The 23084-nt window shown below is 73.5% G+C and carries 22 protein-coding genes; 12 read left to right on the top strand and 10 right to left on the bottom strand.

Annotated elements, in window-relative coordinates:
- The first annotated feature begins 4 nt into the window (after positions 1-4).
- Entirely contained in the window at positions 5-484 is a 480-nt protein-coding gene (locus tag AB0I60_RS34405) for a DUF3093 domain-containing protein (RefSeq protein ID WP_360737601.1), read from the top strand.
- Positions 485-699: 215 nt separating this feature from the next.
- On the opposite strand, the gene AB0I60_RS34400 is transcribed toward AB0I60_RS34405, so the two are convergent.
- The gene (locus AB0I60_RS34400; RefSeq protein ID WP_360737598.1) at positions 700-999 is read right to left on the bottom strand and encodes a DUF4193 domain-containing protein; all 300 of its coding nucleotides are present in this window, start codon (positions 997-999) and stop codon (positions 700-702) included.
- Between the two features lie 427 nt (positions 1000-1426).
- On the opposite strand from AB0I60_RS34400, the gene cei reads away from it, so the two are divergent.
- The gene (gene cei / locus AB0I60_RS34395; RefSeq protein WP_360737596.1) at positions 1427-2143 is read left to right on the top strand and encodes an envelope integrity protein Cei; all 717 of its coding nucleotides are present in this window, start codon (positions 1427-1429) and stop codon (positions 2141-2143) included.
- Positions 2144-2302: 159 nt separating this feature from the next.
- Here the strand turns inward: cei and AB0I60_RS34390 are convergent, their stop codons facing one another.
- Positions 2303-3100, bottom strand: a complete 798-nt coding sequence (locus tag AB0I60_RS34390) for an inositol monophosphatase family protein (RefSeq protein ID WP_360737593.1) — start codon at positions 3098-3100, stop codon at positions 2303-2305.
- A gap of 94 nt (positions 3101-3194) precedes the next feature.
- On the opposite strand from AB0I60_RS34390, the gene ppgK reads away from it, so the two are divergent.
- The 3 genes from ppgK (at position 3195) to AB0I60_RS34375 (ending at position 6264) form a co-directional block, all read left to right on the top strand.
- Positions 3195-3962 carry a polyphosphate--glucose phosphotransferase gene (gene ppgK / locus AB0I60_RS34385; RefSeq protein WP_360737591.1) on the top strand — a complete coding sequence of 256 codons (768 nt, stop codon included), beginning with the start codon at positions 3195-3197 and terminating at the stop codon, positions 3960-3962.
- 263 nt (positions 3963-4225) lie between these two features.
- On the top strand, positions 4226-5530 hold the full coding sequence (locus tag AB0I60_RS34380; protein WP_360737589.1) for an RNA polymerase sigma factor: 1305 nt from the start codon (positions 4226-4228) through the stop codon (positions 5528-5530).
- Positions 5531-6084: 554 nt separating this feature from the next.
- Positions 6085-6264, top strand: coding sequence for a hypothetical protein (locus AB0I60_RS34375; RefSeq protein ID WP_121011206.1), 180 nt, complete (start codon positions 6085-6087; stop codon positions 6262-6264).
- Positions 6265-6437: 173 nt separating this feature from the next.
- Here the strand turns inward: AB0I60_RS34375 and AB0I60_RS34370 are convergent, their stop codons facing one another.
- From AB0I60_RS34370 to AB0I60_RS34350, 5 genes are all read right to left on the bottom strand, one after another.
- Positions 6438-7598, bottom strand: a complete 1161-nt coding sequence (locus AB0I60_RS34370) for an ROK family protein (protein WP_360737586.1) — start codon at positions 7596-7598, stop codon at positions 6438-6440.
- A gap of 1 nt (position 7599) precedes the next feature.
- The gene (locus AB0I60_RS34365) at positions 7600-9030 is read right to left on the bottom strand and encodes an ABC transporter permease (RefSeq protein ID WP_360737584.1); all 1431 of its coding nucleotides are present in this window, start codon (positions 9028-9030) and stop codon (positions 7600-7602) included.
- Positions 9027-9815 carry an ATP-binding cassette domain-containing protein gene (locus AB0I60_RS34360; protein WP_360737581.1) on the bottom strand — a complete coding sequence of 263 codons (789 nt, stop codon included), beginning with the start codon at positions 9813-9815 and terminating at the stop codon, positions 9027-9029. Before AB0I60_RS34360 ends, AB0I60_RS34365 begins: the two co-directional genes overlap by 4 nt.
- Before the next feature lie 104 nt (positions 9816-9919).
- Positions 9920-11059, bottom strand: a complete 1140-nt coding sequence (locus tag AB0I60_RS34355; protein WP_360737579.1) for a substrate-binding domain-containing protein — start codon at positions 11057-11059, stop codon at positions 9920-9922.
- A gap of 228 nt (positions 11060-11287) precedes the next feature.
- Entirely contained in the window at positions 11288-13000 is a 1713-nt protein-coding gene (locus AB0I60_RS34350) for a DEAD/DEAH box helicase (protein ID WP_360737577.1), read from the bottom strand.
- A gap of 334 nt (positions 13001-13334) precedes the next feature.
- On the opposite strand from AB0I60_RS34350, the gene AB0I60_RS34345 reads away from it, so the two are divergent.
- Complete coding sequence (locus tag AB0I60_RS34345) at positions 13335-14411, top strand: YihY/virulence factor BrkB family protein (RefSeq protein ID WP_360737575.1); 1077 nt, start codon at positions 13335-13337, stop codon at positions 14409-14411.
- Positions 14412-14421: 10 nt separating this feature from the next.
- Here the strand turns inward: AB0I60_RS34345 and AB0I60_RS34340 are convergent, their stop codons facing one another.
- On the bottom strand, positions 14422-15111 hold the full coding sequence (locus tag AB0I60_RS34340) for a MerR family DNA-binding transcriptional regulator (protein ID WP_360737572.1): 690 nt from the start codon (positions 15109-15111) through the stop codon (positions 14422-14424).
- 125 nt (positions 15112-15236) lie between these two features.
- Here AB0I60_RS34340 and AB0I60_RS34335 point away from each other — a divergent pair, with 125 nt between their 5' ends.
- Positions 15237-16439 (top strand): erythromycin esterase family protein, encoded by a 1203-nt coding sequence (locus tag AB0I60_RS34335; protein ID WP_360737570.1) that lies wholly within the window; start codon positions 15237-15239, stop codon positions 16437-16439.
- Between the two features lie 257 nt (positions 16440-16696).
- Here the strand turns inward: AB0I60_RS34335 and AB0I60_RS34330 are convergent, their stop codons facing one another.
- The gene (locus AB0I60_RS34330) at positions 16697-16948 is read right to left on the bottom strand and encodes a DUF3039 domain-containing protein (RefSeq protein ID WP_360737568.1); all 252 of its coding nucleotides are present in this window, start codon (positions 16946-16948) and stop codon (positions 16697-16699) included.
- A gap of 31 nt (positions 16949-16979) precedes the next feature.
- Between AB0I60_RS34330 and AB0I60_RS34325 the strand changes: the two genes are divergently transcribed.
- Complete coding sequence (locus AB0I60_RS34325; RefSeq protein WP_360737566.1) at positions 16980-17885, top strand: pseudouridine-5'-phosphate glycosidase; 906 nt, start codon at positions 16980-16982, stop codon at positions 17883-17885.
- Entirely contained in the window at positions 17882-18745 is an 864-nt protein-coding gene (locus tag AB0I60_RS34320; protein ID WP_360737564.1) for a sugar kinase, read from the top strand. The genes AB0I60_RS34325 and AB0I60_RS34320 overlap by 4 nt, the downstream gene beginning before the upstream one ends.
- Before the next feature lie 123 nt (positions 18746-18868).
- Here AB0I60_RS34320 and AB0I60_RS34315 read toward each other — a convergent pair whose 3' ends face one another.
- Positions 18869-19183 (bottom strand): DUF3099 domain-containing protein, encoded by a 315-nt coding sequence (locus AB0I60_RS34315; RefSeq protein ID WP_360737562.1) that lies wholly within the window; start codon positions 19181-19183, stop codon positions 18869-18871.
- Positions 19184-19334: 151 nt separating this feature from the next.
- Between AB0I60_RS34315 and AB0I60_RS34310 the strand changes: the two genes are divergently transcribed.
- From AB0I60_RS34310 to dtd, 3 genes are all read left to right on the top strand, one after another.
- Positions 19335-20843: a helix-turn-helix domain-containing protein gene (locus AB0I60_RS34310; protein ID WP_360737560.1), complete on the top strand. Its 1509-nt coding sequence runs from the start codon at positions 19335-19337 to the stop codon at positions 20841-20843.
- A 202-nt stretch (positions 20844-21045) separates the two neighbouring features.
- Complete coding sequence (locus AB0I60_RS34305) at positions 21046-22530, top strand: methyltransferase (protein ID WP_360737557.1); 1485 nt, start codon at positions 21046-21048, stop codon at positions 22528-22530.
- Positions 22527-22952, top strand: a complete 426-nt coding sequence (gene dtd / locus AB0I60_RS34300) for a D-aminoacyl-tRNA deacylase (protein WP_360737555.1) — start codon at positions 22527-22529, stop codon at positions 22950-22952. Before AB0I60_RS34305 ends, dtd begins: the two co-directional genes overlap by 4 nt.
- Positions 22953-23084: the final 132 nt, after the last annotated feature.

Here is a 23084-nt window from a genome sequence, read left to right as displayed (position 1 = left end):
TGGTGTGAGCGAGAGTGCTGTGACCGCCCCGACCACGTTCCGCGAGCGCCTGTTCGTGCCCTGGTGGGGTTGGCTGCTGCCGCTGGCGGCGGCCGTGCTGCTGGCGGCGGAGATCCACATGGGCTTCCCGGGCGTGCGGTCGTGGCTGCCCTACGTCGTCACGGTGCCGCTGGCGCTGCTGCTGGTGTGGCGGATGGGCTCGCTCAGGGTGGAGGTGTCCGGCGGCGAGCTGAGGGTGGGCCAGGCGCACGTGCCGGTGGACCTGCTGGGCGAGGTCGAGGTGTTCGACGCGAAGACCAAGCGCAAGGCGATGGGCCCCTACCTGGACCCGATGGCGTTCGTCGCGCACCGGGGGTGGATCGGGCCGATGGTGAAGATCACCCTGGAGGACCCGGCCGACCCGACGCCGTACTGGCTGTTCAGCGTGCGCTCGCCGGAGAAGCTGGTCGCCGCCCTGCGGGGGGACACCCGTCCGGAGGGCTGAGCGGGGTCCGACGGCGGCCCGAGGACGGTGCGTGAGCATCGCGCCCGAGGGCTCTGCCGGCGGAAGGTGTTCGCTGCGTCACACCCGGCACCGGGGCGGGGTGGTCGGCGGTCGTGCGGTCGTGGTGGCCAACGCGTCCGGGCGCTACCCCGGCGGAGGGGTGAGCGCCCTGGAACGGTGGGTCGCCGGTCGGTCCGCCGCGCTGCCCGCGCCGGTCAGGCGCAGTCGCGGCAGATGTACTGGCCGTTCACTTCCTCGGAGAGCCTGCTGCGGTGGTGCACCAGGAAGCACTTCGAGCAGGTGAACTCGTCCGCCTGCTTGGGCAGGACCTTGAACGTCAGTTCCTCGCCGGACAGGTCGGCACCCGGCAGCTCGAAGTTCTCGGCGGACGCGTCCTCGTCCACGTCGACGACCCCGGACTGTGTTTCATTACGCCGCGCCTTGAGCTCCTCGAGGGAGTCCTCAGCGAGTTCGTCTGCCTCGCTGCGACGCGGTGCGTCGTAGTCGGTCGCCATCTTCTTTCACCCCTGCGGTCAACGGAGACTGTTCGTGTCGCTGGTTAACGCACCAGCGCCCCTGTTTGTGCCCTCCGTCCCCAGTGACGGAGGTCTCGCCCGCGCGGCCGGGCGCCAACCCCCTGTACGTCGACGCATCAGGTGTCCGGGAGCGCGCGGAGCGCCGAGAGGGTAGCTCATCGCACGGGGTGGTGTGCACCGGGTTCCCCCTAATTGAGCAGACGGGTGACAGGCCCTTCACAAGCTGGCCCGATAGGCTTCAGGCGGGGCCCGAGGCCCGGAGGCGTCCACGTGACCGCGCAGCGGCGGTGCGCGACCGTCCGCTACCGGGTGATTGCGGCCCGCAACGGCCGGCCCCGGGACGCGGAATCAGGGGGCGCGGCCTAGCCTGATCACAACAGCACTACGCCAGGGGAGGTCGGCGGACGTGGGACCCGGTTCGGGGAGTGGCGGGTCGACGCGGTACCGGAGGCGGCGGCCGGTGCCGGCGCTGGTGCTGTTCGCACTGCTCGCGGTGACGTCGGTCGTGGTGTGGAACCGGGTGCTGGCCGACGCCGGGGACGTCGACGCCGCGATCAGGTGCAACACCCCCGGCAGCGCCCCGTCCACGACGGCCGCGCCGGCGGGTGGCGCACCGCCTGCCGCACCGCCCGTGATGGGCGCGGTGCTCGGGCACGACGCCCTGGACCGCACCGAGCCGGTGCCGGCGGGCAGCGTCCAGTTCCGCGTCTTCAACGCGAGCACTCAGCGCAACCAGGCGAAGTTCGTCGCCACGACGCTCGCCGAGCTGGGCCTCAAGCAGGCCGGCGAGCCCGGCAACGACCCGCTCTACCCGGCGCAGGACATGACCTGCCGGGGCCAGATCCGCTTCGGCGCCCCGGGCGCGGGCGCGGCGCGCACGCTGAGCCTGATCGAGCCGTGCCTCGAACTGGTCCGCGACGACCGGCAGGACGCGACCGTGGACGTGGCGGTCGGCAAGAAGTTCAGCGAGGTCAAGCCGAACCACGACGCGCGCAAGGTGCTCGACCAGCTCGCCGCGTGGGCCGAGCAGCAGCCCGACCGGCAGGGCGGGCAGGTCTCCGAGCCCAGCACGCCGTCGGTGAACGCCGACAACCTCCAGGCCGCGCGCGACGTGCACTGCTGACCTCCGCCTCCACCCGGGGCGAGCGGCCCGGGGACCCGTCGCCCGGCGTCGGTCGACGCGGTGCGGGCAGCAGGTGGGACGGGCGCGGCCGGCGCGGCGTGCCGGCCACCGGCGTGAACCACCCGTCCGGGCTAGTAGGTCCGGGTGAAGTTCGGCGGTTCAGACCTCGCCGAAGCCGTGTTCCACGAGCGTCTCGAACAGGGCGTCCGCGATGCCCGGCGCGGCGGTGAACACGGCGTCCGCGCCGAGTTCCGGCGCCTCGCCAGGCAGGCGCACGACCGCACCCGCCTCCCGAGCCAGCAGCGCGCCCGCCGCCCAGTCCCAGCGCCCCAGGCCGTGCTCCGCATAGGCGTCCAGTTGTCCCGCCGCCACGGCGCACAGGTCCAAAGCCGCCGCGCCGGTCCGCCGGATGTCGCGCAGCAGGTGCGCCATGCCCGCCCACGTCCGCGCCTGGCGCGCGCGGCGGTCGGCCCGGTAGGCGAACCCGTACCCGAGCAGCGACACCCGCAGGTCGGTCGCCGGGGACACCGCGAGCCGGCGGCCGTCGAGCCACGCGCCCGCGCCGGTCGCCGCCGTCCAGACCCGGCCGCTCGCCGGTTCCACCACGGCCGCCGCCACCGAGACGCCGTCGACCTGCGCGGCGATGGAGACCGCGTAGTGGGGGATGCCGTAGAGGTAGTTGACCGTGCCGTCGATCGGGTCGACCACCCAGGTGAGGCCCTCGACCGCGTCGCCGCCCTCCTCCTCGCCGATCACCGGCTCGCCGGGGCGCAGCTCCGCCAAGCGCTTGCGCACGAGCTGCTCGGAGGCCCGGTCCGCGGCGGTCACCACGTCGGTGACGGTGCTCTTCGTGTCGACCTCGGAGACCGCGGCGGACCGCGTCGTCCGGACGAGGTCGCCCGCCTCCCGGCCCACCAGCACCGCGATGTCGACCAGGGCACGCGGATCGGACTGCAAGGTTCCTCCAGGGTCACTCACGCGGGACTATCGGGGATTCGCAGGCTAGTGTCTCCGGCCACGGTCACTGAATCGAGCAGGAAGGACCACCGGGATGGGCATGACCCGCGGGTTCGGCGTGGACATCGGCGGCTCGGGCATCAAGGGCGGACTGGTGGACCTGGAGGCGGGGGCGCTGGACGGCGAGCGCCTGCGCATCCCCACGCCACAGCCGTCGACGCCGGACGCGGTCGCCGAGGTGGTCGCCGAGATCGTGGAGAAGTTCGGCTGGGACGGCCCGCTGGGCGTCACCCTGCCGTGCGTGATCAAGCACGGGGTCGCGTGCACGGCCGCGAACGTGGACAAGGGCTGGATCGGCACGGACGCCGCCGCCCTGTTCGCCCGGCGGCTCGGTCGGCCGGTGGAGGACGTCGTGGTGCTCAACGACGCGGACGCCGCCGGCATCGCCGAGATGCGGTTCGGCTCCGGGAAGGGCCGGGACGGGCTGGTGGTGCTGCTGACCTTCGGCACCGGCATCGGCAGCGCGCTGTTCCTGGACGGCGACCTGGTGCCCAACACCGAGTTCGGCCACCTGGAGGTGGACGGGCACGACGCGGAGAAGCGCGCGGCAGCCTCGGTGAAGGAGGACAAGGGCCTGAGCTGGGCGGAGTGGGCGCCGAGGGTGTCCCGCTACCTCGGCGTGCTGGAGGACCTGATCTGGCCGGACCTCGTCATCGCGGGCGGCGGGGTCAGCAAGAAGGCGGAGAAGTGGCTGCCGCTGCTGGAGGTGCGCACCGAGGTGGTGGCGGCGGCGCTGAAGAACGACGCGGGCATCGTCGGCGCGGCCGTGGCGGCGACGCACGGCCTGCGCCACCGACCGTGACACGATCGGCGCAACCGGCGGCGGCACGCTCCGCGACCCCGCCGGGGCACCGCGCGAACCCCCGATTTTCGCGGGGCTCCTAGCTGCGAGAACGCCTGTCGATGCGCATCTGATGCGGGTGATGCGCATCGGCACGCGAGTCACGTCGTTACAATGGAACGGTGCCCCGCTGACGAACGATCCGGCGGGCTCTCCCCCGTACTCAGGCGACCGAGGTTCGCGCCCTTCGGTTTGCCTTGATCGACAGTCGCGAAAGGGCGTACGTGGCAGCCGCGAAGACTACTCAGGCAGCTCAGGCTGACGCCGAGGAGACGCCCAAGGCCCCCTCGGCGAGGAAGGCCCCGGCCAAGAAGCCGGCGGCGAAGACCGCCGCGGCGGGCAAGACGGCCACGCGGGCCCCGCGCAAGACGGGCGCCAAGGCCGCCACCGCCGGGGCCCCGGCGAAGGTGAAGAAGGACGGCGAGGAGCCCGAGGACATCGAGGGCGCCCCCGGCGACGAGGACCTGGTCGACGAGGTCGAGCTGATCGACGAGCCGGTCGAGGAGGAGCCCGCCGAGGAGGAGGCCAAGCCCGGCGAGGGCGACTTCGTCTGGGACGAGGAGGAGTCCGAGGCGCTGCGGCAGGCGCGCAAGGACGCCGAGCTGACCGCGTCCGCCGACTCGGTCCGCGCCTACCTCAAGCAGATCGGCAAGGTCGCCCTGCTCAACGCGGAGGAGGAGGTCGAGCTCGCCAAGCGCATCGAGGCCGGCCTCTACGCCGCCGAGCGGGTGCGCCGGGCCGAGGAGGAGAGCGAGAAGCTCACCCCGCAGCTCCGCCGCGACCTGCGCTGGATCGTGCGCGACGGCGAGCGCGCCAAGAACCACCTGCTGGAGGCGAACCTCCGCCTGGTCGTGTCGCTGGCCAAGCGCTACACCGGCCGGGGCATGGCGTTCCTGGACCTGATCCAGGAGGGCAACCTGGGTCTGATCCGCGCGGTGGAGAAGTTCGACTACACCAAGGGCTACAAGTTCTCCACGTACGCGACGTGGTGGATCCGCCAGGCGATCACCCGCGCCATGGCCGACCAGGCCCGCACCATCCGCATCCCGGTGCACATGGTCGAGGTCATCAACAAGCTCGGCCGCATCCAGCGCGAGCTGCTCCAGGACCTGGGCCGCGAGCCCACGCCGGAGGAGCTGGCCAAGGAGATGGACATCACGCCGGAGAAGGTGCTGGAGATCCAGCAGTACGCGCGTGAGCCCATCTCGCTGGACCAGACGATCGGCGACGAGGGCGACAGCCAGCTCGGTGACTTCATCGAGGACTCCGAGGCCGTGGTGGCGGTGGACGCGGTGTCGTTCACGCTCCTCCAGGACCAGTTGCAGTCGGTGCTGGCGACGCTGTCCGAGCGCGAGGCGGGCGTGGTCCGGCTGCGCTTCGGCCTGACCGACGGCCAGCCGCGCACGCTGGACGAGATCGGCCAGGTCTACGGCGTGACGCGCGAGCGCATCCGCCAGATCGAGTCGAAGACCATGTCGAAGCTGCGGCACCCGTCGCGGTCCCAGGTGCTGCGCGACTACCTGGACTGAGCCACGAGCCCGGACGCCGGCGCCCCCTCGGGGGTGCCGGCGTCCGGCGTTCCGGGGGTGTCCGGTGGGCGCGAATCGACGCGGTGTCGAGTGGCGCGGCGGTCGCGTCGGGTGGTCGCCCGCGTCCGTCGCGTGAGGACGGTGTGAGGTGACGGGCCGGTGAACTGGACGTTATGCGTCCGGATGATGGAATGCCGGGCCGTGTTCGCTCTGGGCTGACCAAAGTGTTACCGATCACAGTTCGGCCTAGCGGGGACCCACCGTTCGGAGCAGCGCGACCCGTTCCCGCCCCGAATCCGCAGGTCTGAAAGCGTTGGCATGACAGCGGAACGTGAGCTTGAGGCGGGCGATCCGGTGGAAGTCGCGGGTTCGGGCGGCGAGGACGTGGGTAAATCTCCAGTGACGCGGGTCGCCACGGGTACGGGAACACTGACTTAAGCCCGTGCGTCTGCAAGAGTGGAGCCAGCGAACACGACGCACCAGCCAGTTGCGGGGTGGTCGCAGCTAGGTGTGAGGGCACCGAATCCCCGGTGCCGGGACGGAGGGAGATTTCCATGACTACCACGCTCACCCGCCCCGAGTTGACCGCTGCCGACCGCTGCGACCGCTGCGGGGCTGCTGCCCAGGTGCGCGCCGTGCTCCCCTCCGGGGGCGAGCTGCTGTTCTGCGGGCACCACGCCCGGGAGCACAGCACCAAGCTGCGCGAACTCGCTGCCGAACTGCAGCAGGGCTGAACACGAGCAGGCCGCGAGGTCTGCGAGCACCCTAGCCGTCCGGGGCGGAGGCCGAGAGGTCTCCGCCCCCCTGCATGTCAGGACCGGTGCCGGCGGGCAGCGCCTCGACGGGATTGCCGGTTTCGGGACGTGCCAACGGTTGCGGTGCGCGTCCGGGCCGCTACCGGACGGGCTCAGACCTCGCCCAGGACGGGTTCGAAGGCCAGTTCCGCCGCCCCGAGGAGCTTCGCGTCCCGGCCCAGCGGCGAGGTGACGATCCGGGTGCCGCCCACCGCGCGGCTGACCAGGCTGCGCTGCCGCACGACCTGCCGCACGGTCTCCACCACCGGGTCGGGCAGCGCGGTGAACAGGTCGCCCAGCACCACCTGCTCCGGCCCCAGCACGTTGACCACGGTCACCAGGCCGGTGGCCAGCCACTCGGTGAACTCGCCCAGCCGGTGCGCCACGGCCTCCGACGAGCGCAGCTCCGCCACCACGGCACCGCGCGGCGCGTCCTCGGGCAGGCCCAGCGCGCGGCACAGCGCGGCCTCCCCCACCTCGGTCTCCCAGCACCCGTGGCAGCCGCAGTAGCAGCGCCGCCCGCCCGGCCGCACGACCATGTGCCCCAGCTCTCCCACGTACCCGCCGGTGCCGCGCAGCGGCATCCCGGACGAGATCACGCCACCGCCGACACCGACGTCGGCGGAGATGTAGACGACGTCCGACGAGCCGCGCGCGGCCCCGCGCAGGTGCTCGGCCAGCGCGCCCAGTTCCGCGTCGTTGCCGACCTGGACGGGCACCTTGAGCACCGCCGAGAGCCGCCGGCCCAGCTCCACGTCGGTCCAGTGCAGGTTCGGGGCCTCGTGCACCAGGCCGTCCGACCGGCGCACCACGCCCGGCACCGACACGCCGACGCCCAGCGCCGCCACGCCCAGCTCGTCGGCCAGCAGCTTCGCCGAGTCGGCGACATGCGTGACCACCTCGCCCGGGTCGCGGGACCGGTGGTGCAGGTTCCACGAGTCGCGGCCCAGGATGTCGCCGCCCAGGCCGACGAACGCCATCGCCACCTGCTCCACCCGGACGTCGACGGCGAGCACCACGGCGGCCTGCGGCTGCGGCAGGACCAGCAGCGACGGGCGGCCCGCGCCGGACCGCTGCGCGGGCACCCGCTCGGCCACCACGCCGGTCTCCGCCAGGCCGTCCACCAGGGCTTTGATCGTGCTGCGGTTCAGGCCCAGGTCGGCCGCCAGCGACGCCCGGGTGGACGGCCCGTCCACGTGCAGGCGGCGCAGCAGGGCCGTCCGGTTGTGCCGGCGGACCTCGTCCGGTCGGGCGCCGGCGGTGGGTGTCGTCACGTCAGCGCGGTGCCACCGCCGCCCGGCGACGGGACAGCGCGTCGATGCCGGCCGCCAGCAGCAGCACCAGGCCGGTGACGACGTAGACCACGGCGGCGGGCTGCTTGAGCAGGCCCATGCCGTTGTTGATGGTGGCGAGCACGGCAGCGCCGATCACCGCGTCGCGCAGCCGGCCCTTGCCGCCGAACAGGGACGTGCCGCCGATCACGGCCGCACCCACGGACAGCAGCAGCGTGTTGTCGCCGCCGGCGTTCGGGTCGACCGACCCCACCTTCGACGAGTAGACGATCGCGCCGACCGCGGCGGCCGACGAGCAGATCACGAACACGCTCATCCGGATGCGGGGGACGTCGATGCCCGCGCGGCGGGCCGCCTCCTTGTTGCCGCCCACCGCGTACACGTGCCGGCCGTAGCGCGTGCGCTCCAGCACGAACGTGCCGATCACCAGCAGGACCAGCACGACCGGCACCACGTACGGCACGCCGGCGATCACCACCAGCTCGGACTTCGAGCGGTCGAGGGTCAGCAGGCCGGTCCCGACGGCGGCCAACGCGACGACCGCGCCGACCTTCGTCAGCACCAACGGGGTGGGGGAAGCGACCAGGCCCCTGCGCAACCTGGAGAAATGCCTGCCGAGCACGACGGCAGCATAACCGCCCGCTGCCAGCGCGAAGAGCATCCACGACCCGGCTGTGGACAGGTTGCCGTTGGCGACGGCGAACAGCACCTCGTCCTTCAGGCCCAGGGTGCCGCCCTGGCCGATGAGCTGGAGGATCACGCCTCCCCACGCGAGGAACAGCGCCAGCGTCACCACGAACGACGGGATGCCCACGGTGGCCACCAGGAAACCCGTGAGGCAGCCGATCGCGGTGCCGACGCAGACCGCGAGCAGCATCTCCACCCACGGGTTCGGCGGCACGCCGACCAGCGCGATCACCAGCGCGACGGCGGAGAGCACCGCACCCGGCCAGATCCGCATCACGCAGGCCAGCACGACCGCGAGCAGCAGCGCGCCGCAGAAGGCGAAGAACACGGTGTCGCCCATGCCGCCGAGCAGGTTGCCGCCCTTGACCAGGTGCAGCGCCATCACCGACGCGGTCACGCCGGACGCGGTGCCGGCCGACAGGTCGATCTCGCCCAGCAGCAGCACGAACACCAGGCCCATGGCGATGATCGTGATGCTCGCCCCCTGCGCGAGCAGGTTGGCGAGGTTGCCCAGGGTCAGGAACGTGTCGGACAGCAGGCTGAACACCACGAGCAGCGCGACCAGGCCGAGCAGGGCGGGCAGCGGGCCGAGGTCGCCGCCGCGCACGCGGGCCCAGTAGTCGCGCAGCGCCTCGTCGGTGGACCGGGAGGTGGTGTCGATGCCGAAGTCGGAGAGCGCGCCCGGCGGGGTGCTGCGCGGGGGCGTGTCGCCGGCGGTGTGGGTCATGCCGTGGTCCCGGAGGTCGTCGTGGGCTCGGGGCGGGCGATGCCGAGGTCGCCGGAGCGGCCCGAGGTGATCAGCTCGACCACCTGGCCGTGCGTCACGTCCCCGGTCTGCACCTCGGCCGCCATCCGGCCCAGGTAGAGGCACGCGACGCGGTCCGCGACCTGGAACACGTCGTTCATGTTGTGGCTGATCAGCACCACGCCGAGGCCCTGCTCCGCGAGCCGGCGCACGAGGTCGAGCACCTGGCGGGTCTGCGCGACGCCCAGCGCGGCGGTCGGCTCGTCCAGCAGCACCACCCGGCTGTTCCACAGCACGGCCTTGGCGATCGCCACGGTCTGCCGCTGACCGCCGGACAGCGACGCGACCCGGGTGCGCACCGACTGCACCGTGCGGACCGACAGCGAGCTCAACGTCCGGCGCGCGGCCTGCTCCATGTCCGCCTCGTCCAGCAGGCCGTACCGGCCGCGTTCCCGGCCGAGGAACATGTTCTCGACGACGTCGAGGTTGTCGCACAGCGCCAGGTCCTGGTAGACGACCTCGATGCCCAGGTCGGCGGCGTCGCGGGGACCGCCGATGCGCACCGGTCTGCCGTCGAACCGCACTTCGCCGGAGTCGGCGGGGTGGATGCCCGCGATGCACTTGACCAAGGTCGACTTGCCGGCGCCGTTGTCGCCGACCAGCGCGGTCACCTCGCCGGCCTGCACGGTGAAGTCGACGTCGTGCAGGACGCGCACGGGACCGAAGCTCTTGGTGAGACCGCGGAGTTGCAGGATCGGGTCGGTCATGGGGTGGTTCCTCCGGTTGCGCCCGGGGTGGCGGGCGTAGCGGCAGTGCGGAGAGGTGTGCCGGCGCGGGGGTGCGTCCGCCGAACCCCCACGCCGGCGCGCGGTCACTTGATGCCGAGTTCGGCGCAGGCTGCCCGGGTGTCGGCGACGCAGATCTCCGACGCCTTGACGAAGCCGGCGTCCACGACGACCTTGACGTTGTCCCTGGTGATCGGCTGGGCGGTCAGGAGGACCGACTTCACCTTGCGGTTGCCCTTGGGGTCCTCGCTGGTGGCGGTGGCCAGGGCGTCGGCGGCGGCGGTGTCGTTCCTGGCGAGGGCGGCGGCCAGCTTGGCGGTGGCTCCGGCCTCCTCGGTGATCGGCTTGAACACCGTCATGTACTGGTCGCCGCGCAGGACCGCCTGGAGGCCCTCCGGCGTGGCGTCCTGGCCGGTGACCGGGACCTTGCCGTTGAGGCCGAACTTCTTGAGCACGGTGATCACCGCGCCGGCGAGGCCGTCGTTGGCGGCGACCACGCCGTCCACCCGCTGGCCGTTGCCGGTGAGGATCTGCTCGAAGGTGGTGCCGCCCTTCTGGTTGTCCCAGCCCTCGATCGGCTGCGACTGGACCAGCGCGAGGTCGCCCGAGTCGTACCGGGGCTGGAGCACCTCGCGCTGGCCCTGGGAGAACAGGGTGGCGTTGTTGTCGGTGGGTGCGCCCTCGATCTCGATGACCTCGGCGGGCTTCTTGCCGGGCGCGAGCTTCGCCAGGCCCTCGACCAGGCCCTGGCCCTGGAGCGCGCCGACCTTGACGTTGTCGAACGAGACGTAGTACTGGGAGCTGCCGCCCAGGTTGAGCCGGTCGTAGTCGATGACCTGGATGCCCTGGGACTCGGCCTTCCGGGCGACCGACGCGCCGACCTCGCTGTTGGGCGCGGCGATGATCAGCACCTTGACGCCGGCGTTGATCATGCCGTCGGCCAGGGTGGAGAACTTCTGCACGTCGCCCTGGGCGTTCTGGATGTCGGGGTCGAGGCCCTCGGCCCGCAGCGCCTTCTCCAGGATGGGCTTGTCGAAGCTCTCCCAGCGGGCGGAGGTGGCGGTCTCGGGGAGGATGACGCCGACCTGCGCGCCGCCGTCCGGACCACCGGGGGTGGTGGTGCTGCCCGGGGTGCTGCCACCGCCGGATGTGTTGGCACCGCACGCGGTCACGGCCACGGCCAGGCCGGTGCCGACGGCGATGAGGGCGAGGCTCCTGCTGCGCATCCGCCATCCCTTCCGAGCTACGCGGAGAATGTTGTGGCGCACAACGTATGCCCGGTGACGAGGTGACCGGAAGCACACTGGAGCGATCAAGACGGAACGATGAGCTAACAGACGGATAACCCGGAGCAAGAGGTGTTGAGCCGAACGGCCCAGGCGATCACGGCCGGTGGACGGCGTTCCGACGAACGGGTGAACGTGAAAGACGTTCAGGTGATGGCCGGCGAGCGGCTACCAGGAGCGCAGGGTGGCGATCCGCTCTTCGAGCTGCTCGATGCTGGCCATCGCGGTGGGCGGGCCGCCGCAGTACTCGCGCAACTGGTTGTGGATCTTGCCGTGCGGCTTCTTGGTGCGGTGGTGGTGCATGGCGACGAGCGTGTTCAGCTCCTTGCGCAGCGTCGCCAGGCGCTCCTGCACACCGACCGGGCGGGCCTGCTGCGGGGGCGGCGCGACCGGGGCCGCCTTCTTGCCCGCTTCCACGAGCTGCTTCTCCTGCCGCTGCCGCAGCAGCGCGCGGACCTGGTCGGGCTCCAGCAGGCCGGGCAGGCCCAGGTACTCCTGCTCCTCGTCGCTGCCCGCGAACGCCGCCGTGCCGAACGACGAGCCGTCGTAGATCACCTGGTCCAGCTCGGCCGAGGCGCCGAGGGCGGTGAACGCCCGCTCCTCCTCGCCCGGCTCGTCCTGCACCTGGTTGGCCTGGGCCAGCAGCTCGTCGTCCCAGCCGTCCTTCTCCCGGTGCGGCTTGCCCAGCACGTGGTCGCGCTGCTGCTCCAGCTCGCTGGCCAGGCCGAGCAGCACGGGCACGCTGGGCAGGAACACGCTGGCCGTCTCGCCCTTGGCCCGCGCGCGCACGAACCGGCCGATGGCCTGCGCGAAGAACAGCGGGGTGGACGAGCTGGTCGCGTAGACGCCGACCGCGAGGCGCGGCACGTCCACGCCCTCGGACACCATCCGGACCGCGATCATCCAGCGCTCGGAGGTCTGGGAGAACTCGGCGATGCGGCCGGACGCCTTGGGGTCGTCGGACAGCACGAGCGTCGCGGTGTGGCCGGTGACCCGGTGCAGGATCTCCGCGTACGCCTTGGCCACGGTCTGGTCGGTGGCGATCACCAGGCCGCCCGCGTCCGGGATGCCGCCGTTGCGGAGCTGGGTCAGCCGCAGGTCGGCCGCCTTGAGCACGGACGGCACCCACTCGCCGGTCGGGTCCAGCGCGACCCGCCACGCCCGCGCGGTCTGCTCCTGGGTCAGCGGTTCGCCGAGCCGGGCGGAGAACTCCTCGCCCGCGCTGGTGCGCCAGCTCGCCTCGCCCGAGTAGGCCAGGAAGATCACCGGGCGGACGACGCCGTCCTTGAGCGCGTCGGAGTAGGCGTAGGAGTGGTCCGCCCTGCTGCGCTGGAGGCCGTCCGGGCCGGGCTCGTAGTTGATGAACGGGATCTGCGAGTCGTCGCTGCGGAACGGCGTCCCGGTCAGGCTCAGCCGGCGCACGGCGGGCGTGAACGCCTCGCGGATCGCGTCGCCCCACGACTTCGCGTCACCGCCGTGGTGCACCTCGTCGAGCAGCACGAGCGTCTTGCGCTGCTCGGTGCGCACCCGGTGCAGCATCGGGTGCGCGGCCACCTGGGCGTAGGTGAGGGCGACGCCGTGGAAGTCGCGCGAGGTGACGGCGTTGGTGTTGCGGAAGTTCGAGTCGATCGCGATGCCGGCTTCGGCCGCCGCCTTCGCCCACTGGTGCTTGAGGTGCTCGGTGGGCGTCACGATCGTGACGGTCTCCACCGTGCGGTCGGCGAGCAGCTCGGCGGCGACCCGCAGGCCGAACGTGGTCTTGCCCGCGCCGGGCGTGGCCACCGCCAGGAAGTCCTTCGGCTTGGCCGCGAGGTACTTGGTCAGGGCCCGCCGCTGCCAGGCGCGCAGCGGGCGGGTCGTGGCGACCTGCGGTTGCGACAACCTGGTTCCCTCCGGCGCTGCTCGTGGTCCCCCGGCGCGTCACGGGCGACATGCGAATGCCCTCGGGGTGACGACCGTCGAGGGCAGGGACAGCCTACCCGCTGCGGACCCGCCGGCCGGGGTCGTGGCGGGGGTCGGTGGTCGGGCGGCGGGGTTCCCGCTGGTCGCGGGGCGGGTGTGGGGTTGGGCTCAGCGGTCGTGTCGGCGCCGGGCGGACCCGGGTGGCGCGCAGGTGTGCGGGGCGTTGCCCGGAGGTATGCGGGTGGTGGCGGACGGCGACACCCACCGGGTCGATGCCGCGAAATCCGCAGGGATGCACCATGCTGGAGGTGCGATGGCTTCGCTTGACGACGAGACGGCACGCAGCACGCCCAAGAAGGGGCCACTGCGGCTCTTGGCGCGCACGCTGGAGAAGGCGTGGGAGCGCAGCATCTTCTCCGAGGCCGCGGAAGCCGCGTTCTGGCAGACCCTGTCGTTCCCGCCGCTGCTGCTCGGGCTGCTCGGGTCGATGGGCTACCTCGGCGACTGGCTGGGGCCTGAGGTCGTCTCGGCGGTCAAGGACCGGATCATCTCGTTCTGCCGGACGATCTTCAGCCAGGACGTCGTCAACGGCGTGATCGCGCCGACCGTCGACCAGATCCTGACCACCGGCAAGGGCGAGATAGTCTCGGTCGGCTTCCTGATCTCGCTGTGGGCCGGGTCGTCGGCCATGTCGAGCTTCGTGGACGCCATCACCGCCGCGCACGACCAGTACGGCGTGCGCAACGAGGTGTGGCAGCGGATCTTCGCGCTGCTGCTGTACGTGGTCAGCCTGGTCCTGCTGATCGTCGGCCTGCCCGTGCTGGCGCTGGGCCCCGACCTGCTGCTGCTGGTCTTCCCCACCGGGTGGCGGCCGACCGTGGAGTTCTGGCTCGGCGCGTTCTACTACCCGGGCATCGGCGTCCTGCTGGTGCTGGCGCTGGCGACCCTGTACAAGCTCTCGCTGCCCAACAAGCTGCCCTGGCACCGGCTGCTGCCGGGCGCGGTGCTGGCGATGGCGGTGTTCCTGCTCTCGTCCATCGGGCTGCGGCTCTACATCCAGTGGATCACCACGACCGGCTACACCTACGGGGCGCTCGCCACGCCGATCGCGTTCCTGCTGTTCGCGTTCTTCATCGGGCTGGCGATCACCATCGGGGCCTACTTCAACGCCGCCATCCAGGACATGTGGCCGGCCCGGATGACCCGCCGGCAGCGGCGGCGGTGGCGGCGGCTGGAGCTGGAGCGGGCCGCCGAGCGCATCCGCACCGACACCGGCCGGGCGGCGTGGACCGAGGACGACGCGGCGACCGCGCCCCGGGACGAGGACCCCGCTCCCCCGGTGCCGGAGATCGACCGCACGACGCCCCTGCCGGTCGACCGCGCGCCCTGACCCCCGGTGCTCACGCCGGCGGGTCGGCGCGGGCCCCGAGGTAGCGGTCCAGCGCGGCGGCTGCGGTCAGCATCGCGCGCGAGCGGGCGTCGAGGGCGCGGCGGCGGTCCGCCAGCGCCCGGGTGACCTGGGCCGGGTCGCTCGTGCCGCGCAGCTCGTCGAGCAGCAGCCGGATGTCGGCGACCCGGTGCCCCGCCCGCCGGAGCTGGCCGACCAGGTGCGCGTCGCGGACGTCGTCGGCGGCGTAGACGCGGTGGCCCGCCCGGTCGCGGCCCGGTCGCAGGAGGCCGTCGTCCTCCCAGCGGCGCAGGGTGGCGGGCCGCAGGCCGAGCTGGTGGGCGAGCGGCCCGATCGCCACCGGCGGCCCGGTCCACCGCTGGACCGTGATGTCCCGAAGGCTGCCCTCGACCGAGTCCACGATGGCGCGGGCGGCGACCTGCCCGGCGTGGCTGCGGTCGATCAGGTCCAGCGCGTCGTCGAGCCGGCCGGAGTTGACCGCGACCATGACGGCCGACGCGGTGGCGTGGGAGTGGGCGGGCACCAGGGCCAGGAAGGCGGCCAGGGCGAGCACGTGCGGCTGCGCGTAGCGCCGGTGGCCCGAGGCGGTGCGCTCGGCCGGCGGCAGCAGGCCGGCGTCCTCGTAGTTGCGCACCGCCTGGGTCGACAGGCAGTGCCGGCGGGCCAGGTCGATCGGGCGCATCTGCCCTCCGTGTTGAGGTTTTCCACCGGTTCTCCCTGGTGGTTCACGACCAGGGTTCAACCGCATCATCAACGATACGGTTGAGCTGGTCATCGCGTTCCCGCAGACCGGTGGAAGGACCCCGCATGACCACGCCCGTCCCGCTGACCAGTTCCGAGGACCGCCGCGCGCTCGGTGCCGCCGTCGCCGGCCGGATCGCCCAGGCACCGCCCCGCGTGCTCGCGCTCGGCGAGCCCATGCACGGCGAGGAGGAGTTCCCCCTCGTCCGCAACGCCCTGTTCGAAGCCCTGGTGGACGCGGCCGGCTTCACCACCATCGCCCTGGAGACCAGCGCGTGGCACGGCCTGCTGGTCGACGACTACGTCGCGGGCGGCGCCGGCGACGAGGACGAGGTCATCGCCTCCGGGTTCACCCACGACTTCGTCAAGTCGGCCGCCGACCGGGAGTTGGTGCGCTGGATGCGCGAGCGCAACCGGGACCGGCCGGCCGACCGGCGGCTGCGGTTCGCGGGCTTCGACGCCCCGGTCGAGATGGCCGGCGCACCCAGCCCCCGCGCGGCCCTGCGCCGGCTGCACGACTTCACGCGCGCCCACGTCGGCGGGTCCGAGCCGGTGCCGTGGGCGCTCCTGGACCGGCTGCTCGGGGACGACGCGCGCTGGGAGGAACCGGCCGCCGCCATGGAACCCGCCCGGTCGGTCGGGTCCGAGCCCCGGGTGCACGAGCTGCGCGGGCTCGTGGACGACCTGCGGTGGGCCGTGACCTGCGAGCTGCCGCACCTGCGGCGCGCGGGCACCGCCGGCCTCGCGGACGCGCTGCTCGCCGGGCGCACGGCCGCCGGGGTGCTCGCCTACCACGCGGCCATGGCGCGCGACACCGACGACCGCTGGCAGCGCCTGGCCGCGATCCGCGACGCGATGATGGCCGAGAACGTCGAGGCGCTGGCCGAACGGGGCCGGACGCTGGTGTTCGCGCACAACCAGCACGTGCGGACCGGGGCGGCGGAGATGGCGTTCGGGACGACCGCGCTGCGCTGGCACCCCGCCGGGGCGCACCTCGCCGACCGGCTCGGCGGCGACTACCGGGTCGTGGTGAGCGCGCTGGGCCGCGCCGACCACCGCGACATCGGCGAGCCGGACCCGGGCACCGTCGAAGGCGTCCTGCGCGCGTTGCCGGAAGGCGGCCACCTGCTGGACGCGGCCGGCCTGCGGGCGCTGGGCTGCGCGCCGCGCGAACCCGGGTTCAACTACTTCCCGCTGGAGGACGGCATCCTCGGCCAAGCCGACGAGGTGCTGTACCTGCGCACCGTCACGGCCGGCGCGGGCGCGTGACCGCCGGCGCGGCCCGGTCGGAGGGCGCTCCGGTCCCGGGCACCCGGTGAGCGGGGCCGCGCGGGGCTGGGCGGTCCTGTGCGCGCTGGTGTCGCGCACCGGCCGGCCACCTTGCGCGCGCCGGCGTCACGCAGGGCCGGTGCGTGGGCGCGTCGCTCTGATCACCTCGTGAGCGTCACGCGGTGCCGGTGCAGCTTCGTGCGCGCACGGGTGTGCCCCGGCTGCCTGGAAGTGGCGCCGGGGCACGGGGGTGCTGCTCACTGACCGCTGTTGCCCTTGGGCAGGCCGTCGAAGATCTTCTTGCACTCCGGGCACACCGGCGAGCCGGGCTTCGGCGACTTCGTCACCGGGAAGACCTCGCCGCACAGCGCCACCACGTGCGTGCCCATGACCGCGCTCTCCGCGATCTTGGCCTTGCGCACGTAGTGGAACATCTTCGGGGTGTCGTCCCCGGTGTGGTCCGTGCCCTCGGGCCGGGTCTCGACGTCAGGGAGAGTCTGCGTGCTCACCCCCTCAGCTTACCTGGGATGATGGCCCCTCGTGAGTACGCCGAGCATCACCGAGGAGGTGCGCGACGCCCTGGCCGGGAACCGGCCCGTGGTCGCGCTGGAGTCCACGATCCTGTCCCACGGGCTGCCGCCCGGCCGCAACCGGGAGGTCGCCGCGCGGCTGGAGGAGGTCGTCCGGGGCGCGGGGGCGGTGCCCGCGACGGTCGCCGTGCTGGGCGGTGTGGCCAAGGTCGGGCTGTCCGACGCCGAGCTGGACCGCGTGTGCGACCCGGCCAACGCCCTGGTGAAGCTGTCCCGCCGGGACCTCGGCGCGGCGTTCGCGCTGGGCGTGGACGGCGCGACGACCGTGGCGTCCACGGCTGCGCTCGCGCACGCGGCGGGCGTCGGCGTGTTCGCCACCGGCGGCCTCGGCGGCGTGCACCGGGGCGCGCGGGAGACCTGGGACGTGTCCGCCGACCTCGACGTGCTGGCCACCACGCCGGTGCTGGTGGTGTGCTCCGGGGTGAAGTCGATCCTGGACATCGGGGCCACGCTGGAACTGCTGGAGACCCGGTCCGTGCCGGTGCTCGGGTTCGGCACCTCGTCGTTCCCGGCGTTCTACCGGCGGTCGTCCGGGTACGGCGTGCCGTGGCGGGTCGACACGGCGGCGCAGGCGGCGGCGGTCGTGGCCGCGCACCGGGGTTCCGTGCCGGGCACGTCCGGCGTGCTGCTGGCCAACCCGATCCCGGCCGAGTTCGAGATGGACCTCGACCTGCACGACCGGCTGCTGGCCGAGGGCCTGGCGGCCACCCGGGACGTGCAGGGCAAGGACGTGACGCCCGCGCTGCTGGAGCACTTCCACACCGCGAGCGGTGGGGTCAGCCTCGACGCCAACGAAGCGCTGGTGGTGTCGAACGCCCTGCTGGCCTCCCAGGTCGCCGTGGAGCTGTGCGGGTGACCGGGATCGTCGTGGTCGGGGACGCCGGGCTGGACGTGGTCGCCCGGCACTCCGGTCCGATCGTGCACGGCGGCGACTCGCGGGCCTCGGTGACCATCGAGCCCGGCGGTGCCGGCGCGAACACGGCGGTGTGGCTGGCCGCCTGCGGTGCGACGCCGACGCTGGTGGCGCGGGTGGGCGCGGACTCGGCCGGCCGCCAGGTGCACGCCGAGCTGACCGCTGCGGGCGTGCGGTGCGCGTTCGCCGTCGACCCGGAGGCGGCGACCTGCTGCGTGGTCGTCCTGGTGGACGACACCGGCCAGCGGACGATGCTGCCCGACCGGGGCGCCAACGCGCGGTTCTCCCCCGCCGACCTGGACCCGGCGATCCTGGCCGGCGCGCGTCACCTGCACCTGTCGGGCTACGTGCTGCTGGACGCGACCTCGCGGCCCGCCGGCCTGGCCGTGCTGCGGGCGGCGCGGGGGGCCGGGCTGACCACGTCGGTCGACCCGCAGTCGGCCGCGCTGATCCACGACGGGTTCCTGGACGACGTGCGCGGGGTGGACCTGCTGCTGCCCAACGCGGAGGAGCTGGTCGCGTTGACCGGCTCCGCCGAGCCCGCGTCGGCCGCCGCGCTGCTGGACGTGGTGGGCGCGGTGGCGGTGACCTCCGGCGCGGCCGGGGCGAGCTGGGTCGACCGGGACGGGGTCGTGTCGGTCGACGCCCTGCCGGTCACCTGCGTGGACTCGACCGGGGCCGGGGACGCGTTCGACGCCGGCCTGCTGGCCGCGCGGCTGGCCGGGGGCTCCCGGCTGGACGCCCTGGCGGGAGGGGTGGCGGCAGCGGCCCGCGCGGTCTCCGCCGTGGGCGCGCAGCCGTGAAGGTGGGCCGGCGCGCTCTGCGGTGACGACCGGCGTGCCCGGCGGCGAGATCCCGGCCGCCGGTGCCTCGGTCGCGCCGGCCGGGTGACGCCGGCGGGTGTCGCGGGCCGGGTGACGCGGGGGCTAGCCCTCGATGACCTGGCGGGTGCCGGTTTCCAGGGCGCGGTGCTCCTTGACGTAGCGGCTCGCCTGCTCCGCCTTGCGGGGCGGGCGGTCGTTCGCGATGAGCACCGCCATCCACGGCAGCGGCACCGACAGCACGATGAAGGCCAGCGCCAACCACCACGTCTGGTAGAAGACCATTGCGAGGATCAGGCACGGGATCCGCGCGCCCATCATGATCGCGTACTTGCGCTTGCGCGCGGCGACCTGTTCTTCGTAGGACAGAGCCGCATCGGTGATGAGCACCGGTGTGCCGTCGCGCTCGTGGTCCACCATGCCTCCATCGTCCCACTCCCCGGTTTTCCGCGACACCTGCCGGGTGAGGGATTCGCAACAGGTGACGGTCGACACCCGCGCGGGGGTGTCGGAACGGGGGCCGATTGCGGTATCCGCCGCATCGGCGGCCCGGTGACCGTACGATCCGTCCGTGGTGGCCCTTGATCGCCTCGTGGACGTGCTCGGCAGCCTGGGCACGCACCTGAGCTGCGCGCCGCGAGGGCGTGACGTGGAGCTGCGCGGTGTCGCGCTGCACGACCCGACCGAGCCCAACGCCGCGTCCCCGGACGACGTGCTGCTGGGCCTGGGCGTGCCCTCCCCCGCCGCCGCCGCCCGGCTGGTGTCCTCCACCAACGCCGCCGCCGTCGTCCTGCACGGGGCCCCGCCGCTGGACGAACGGGTGGTCGCCGCCGCCAAGCGGTCCGGCGCGGCGGTGCTGCTGGTGGACCCGTCCGTGCCGTGGGGCCAGCTCGCCAACGTGGCGCAGACCGTCGTGCTGGGCGGTCAGCGCAAGGGGTCGGGCGACCTGTTCGCGGTGGCCGACGCGATCGCGGCGGTGGTCGGCGGGCCGGTCACCATCGAGGACCAGCAGTCCCGCGTGCTCGCCTACTCCTACCGGCAGCAGGACGTGGACCAGGTCCGGGTGCAGACGATCCTGGGCCGCCGGGTGCCCGACTCGGCGCGGCAGGCGCTGGACCGGTACGGCGTGTTCACCCACCTCGCCCGCTCCGATGAGCCGATGTTCGTCCCCAAGCTCACCGAGCAGCTCGGCGGGCGGCTGGTGGTCGCGGTCCGGGCGGGGCGGGAGCTGCTCGGGTCGGTGTGGGTGGAGGTCGACACCGACGTCGACACCGACCGGCACGCGGCGCTCCAGGACGGTGCGCGCACGGCCGCGCTGCACCTGCTGCGGGCGCGGGCGAGCGCCGACCTGGAGCGGCAGGCCGAGGCAGACCTGGTGATCACCGCCCTGGAGGAGGGGGTGCCCGCGCACCTGACCCGGCTCGGGCTGCCCGCGACGGACCTGCGGGTGATCGCCGTCCAGGCGCACGCGGGCGACGGTGAGCACGGCGCGGCGCTGCTCGCGTTCGAGCGCGCCACGGCGGGTTTCGGCTGGTCGCGGCCGGGCCGCAGCGCGTTGTTCGGCAACGTGCTCTACACCGTGCTGCCCTGCGGGGAGGACCCGTCGAACGCGCTGGAGTGGGTGCGCGCGCTGATCCGCGAGATGCCCGCCGAAGCGCTGGTCGAGGCCGGGATCGGCGGGCGGGCCGACGCCGGGCAGCTCCCCGCCTCGCGCAACGAGGCCGACGAGTGCCTGGCGCTGTCCGCCGGCGAGTCGGTGGTCTACGACGCGGCGTGGGCGAAGGTGCTGCTCCGGCGGTTGGCGACGGTGGCGGAGACGGGCCGGCTGCCCGCGCGCGGACCGGTGGCCGACCTGGTGCGCCACGACCGGGAGTTCGGCACCCAGTACGCGACGACGCTGCGGGCGTGGCTGGCGGCGCAGGGCGACGCCCGGGAGGCGGCGCGGGCGCTGTCGGTGCACCCGAACACGCTGCGGTACCGGATGCAGAAGATGGCCGAGGTGACGACCCTGCCGCTGGACGACCCGGACCAGCGGCTGGCCATGGCGATCGCCCTCGCCGTCGGCCGCTACCACGACTGACCGCGCACGAGCGGCAGCCGGGCACGGGAGCCGCGCAGTCGACCCGGTGGCGAGTCCGACCGGCGGGCTGACGGGCGGGCCGGTGGGGCGAGCGGTGGCGAGCAAGCGGCAGCCGGGCAGCCGGGCAGGCGGCGGGCGAGTGGGGCGGGTGGGCGGTAGGGGTCGGGCGGCAGGGGGATCGGGGGCGCGGGAGGATTCGGCGGTGCTTCCTGATCTCTCCACTGAGCTGACCGCGCGGCTGCGCGGGGCATTCCTGAACGCCCGGTACGACGCCGACGGGGTCGTGGACGTCCTCGGGCCGCAGGCGCACGCCGCGCTGGGGCGCGGTGAACCGGAGGCCGCGCGGCGGGCCAGCCGGGACGCGGGCGGGCTCGGCACGTTGATCCGGCTGTTCCTGCTCGGTGACGCCGAGGAGCCCGGCGCGGTGGCCGGTGCGCTCGGCGACCTCGACGTGGCGGACGCGGTCGGGGCCGGGCTGCTGGCACCGGACGGCGACCGGTTGCGGGCCGCGCTGGACGTGCGGCCCCACGGTGACGACACGGGCTCGTGGTGGGTGGTCGCCGACCTCGACGCCGACCTGCGCGGCGGGCCGGTGCCGGCGGACCACGTGCTGGGGGTCGGCCACGCGTCGATCAGCCTGGCGCGGGCCACCTCGCGGCGGCCGGTGGGCGCGCTGCTCGACCTGGGCACCGGGTGCGGGGTGCAGGCGCTGCACGCGTCCCGCCACGCGGAGCGGATCACCGCGACCGACCTGTCCGAGCGCGCGCTGCGGCTGGCGCAGGCCACGTTCCGGCTCAACGAGGTCGACGTGGAGCTGCGGCGGGGCGAGTGGTTCGCGCCGCTGCGCAACCGGACGTTCGACCAGGTCGTGTGCAACCCGCCGTTCGTGGTGGGCCCGCCCCGGGTGGACTACGTCTACCGCGATTCCGGCCTGGGCGGCGACGACGCGAGCGCGCTGGTCGTCCGGCAGCTCCCGGCGTTCCTGAACGAGGGCGGCGTCGGCCAACTGCTGGCCTCCTGGGTGCACCGGCGGGGCGAGGACTGGGCGGACCGGGTCTCCGGGTGGCTGCCGAAGAACGTGGACGCGTGGTTCGTGCAGCGGGACGTGGCCGACCCGGCGCTCTACGTCGGCACGTGGCTGCGCGACGCGGGCGTCGACCCGCGCTCCCCCGAGGGCCGGGCGAAGGCCGGTGCGTGGCTGGACTGGTTCGCCCAGAACGGCGTGGAGGGCGTCGGGTTCGGCTTCGTCACCTTGCGCCGCACCGATGTGGCGCACCCCGAGGTGGTGTGCGAGGACCTGCGGCACGCCTACGACGACCCGCTGGGGCCGGAGTCCTCGGCGTGGCTGGACCGGGTCGCGTGGCTGCGCGCGCACTCCGACGACGCGCTGCTGCGGACCCGGTTCGCGGTGCCGGAGACCGTTGTCCTGGAGGAGGTCTCCGCCCCGGCCGAGGACGGGTGGGACGCGGTCGTGCGGCGGCTGCACCGCACCGACGGGCCCGGCTGGCAGCACGAGCTGGACGAGGTCGCGGCCCGGTTGCTGGCCGGCTTCCGGGGCGCGCTGGCGCTGGAGGACCTGGTGGCGCTGCTCGCCTACGCGCAGGACGTGGACGCCGACGCGCTCGGCCGCGCCGCGCTGCCGGTGGTCCGCGAGCTGGTCCGGCACGGCATGGTCGTGCCGGTGTGAGGGCGGTCGTGGCGCGCGTCACCGAGGCCGAGGTGACTGTGGACGGTGAGCGGGTCGGCGCGATCGCGGAGCCCGGTCTGCTGGTGCTGCTGGGCGTCCACGTGGACGACACGGCGGACAAGGCCCCGCTGATGGCCCGGAAGCTGCACGAGTTGCGCGTGCTGCGGGACGAGCAGTCGTGCGCCACGACCGGAGCACCCCTTCTGGTGGTGAGCCAGTTCACACTCTACGGCGAGACGCGGAAGGGGCGGCGTCCATCGTGGACGGCCGCCGCCCGACCTGAGCACGCCGAACCGTTGGTCGGAGCGGTGGTCCGGGAACTGCGCGGGAGAGGCGCTCGCGTGGAAACCGGGAGGTTCGGCGCGATGATGTCCGTGCGCAGTGCCAACGACGGTCCGTTCACCGTGTTGGTGGAACTCTAGGTCCTTCTCAGGCAATCCTCAGGATTCGCGGCGCAACCGCTGTGACGGCAGTGACGTCTCCAGATCGGGGACACGGGAACCATTTAGCTCCGGTGGACGTTTCCCCCAGTGACAGCGACCGAATGGCAACGC

The sequence above is a fragment of the Actinosynnema sp. NPDC050436 genome (assembly GCF_040655415.1).
Classification (GTDB): domain Bacteria; phylum Actinomycetota; class Actinomycetes; order Mycobacteriales; family Pseudonocardiaceae; genus Actinosynnema.
Note: the sequence above shows the minus strand (reverse complement) of the source record. Positions and strands in the feature narration are given on the sequence as shown.

Coding starts and splice junctions, on each gene's coding strand:
- AB0I60_RS34375 (WP_121011206.1), top strand. CDS start 6,085: ATGACTACCACGCTCACCCGCCCCGAGTTGACCGCTGCCGACCGCTGC.
- AB0I60_RS34340 (WP_360737572.1), bottom strand. CDS start 15,111: ATGCGCCCGATCGACCTGGCCCGCCGGCACTGCCTGTCGACCCAGGCG.
- AB0I60_RS34345 (WP_360737575.1), top strand. CDS start 13,335: ATGGCTTCGCTTGACGACGAGACGGCACGCAGCACGCCCAAGAAGGGG.
- AB0I60_RS34400 (WP_360737598.1), bottom strand. CDS start 999: ATGGCGACCGACTACGACGCACCGCGTCGCAGCGAGGCAGACGAACTC.
- AB0I60_RS34365 (WP_360737584.1), bottom strand. CDS start 9,030: ATGACCCACACCGCCGGCGACACGCCCCCGCGCAGCACCCCGCCGGGC.
- AB0I60_RS34335 (WP_360737570.1), top strand. CDS start 15,237: ATGACCACGCCCGTCCCGCTGACCAGTTCCGAGGACCGCCGCGCGCTC.
- ppgK (WP_360737591.1), top strand. CDS start 3,195: ATGGGCATGACCCGCGGGTTCGGCGTGGACATCGGCGGCTCGGGCATC.
- AB0I60_RS34355 (WP_360737579.1), bottom strand. CDS start 11,059: ATGCGCAGCAGGAGCCTCGCCCTCATCGCCGTCGGCACCGGCCTGGCC.
- AB0I60_RS34315 (WP_360737562.1), bottom strand. CDS start 19,183: ATGGTGGACCACGAGCGCGACGGCACACCGGTGCTCATCACCGATGCG.
- AB0I60_RS34360 (WP_360737581.1), bottom strand. CDS start 9,815: ATGACCGACCCGATCCTGCAACTCCGCGGTCTCACCAAGAGCTTCGGT.